The sequence below is a fragment of the Vibrio sp. 10N.286.46.A8 genome, assembly GCF_041470165.1.
In the GTDB taxonomy this organism is placed as follows: domain Bacteria; phylum Pseudomonadota; class Gammaproteobacteria; order Enterobacterales; family Vibrionaceae; genus Vibrio; species Vibrio tasmaniensis_A.
In genome coordinates this window covers 1-239 of the sequence record NZ_JBFRLX010000392.1, presented here as the reverse complement: position 1 = coordinate 239, position 239 = coordinate 1, and the positions used below count along the sequence as shown (strand labels likewise).

General features: G+C 50.2%; 2 tRNA genes. Both read right to left on the bottom strand.

The window, feature by feature from the left end:
- Positions 1-76 (bottom strand) — tRNA-Gly (locus tag AB4232_RS22640).
- Between the two features lie 59 nt (positions 77-135).
- Positions 136-212: transfer RNA gene (locus tag AB4232_RS22635), tRNA-Met, on the bottom strand.
- Positions 213-239 lie beyond the last annotated feature (27 nt).

The window sequence follows — 239 nt, the reverse complement described above, 5'->3', positions numbered from 1 at the left end:
TGGAGCGATACATCGGGTTCGAACCGATGACCTCAACCTTGGCAAGGTTGCGCTCTACCAACTGAGCTAGTATCGCATAAGCTAACCGTTCATCTTTTCTGCTACAAAGCATCAAATCAACGTTCAACTGTAATGTGGTTGCGGGAGCCGGATTTGAACCGACGACCTTCGGGTTATGAGCCCGACGAGCTACCAAACTGCTCCATCCCGCGTCCGGATGCATTGTTTAAGTCAATGAG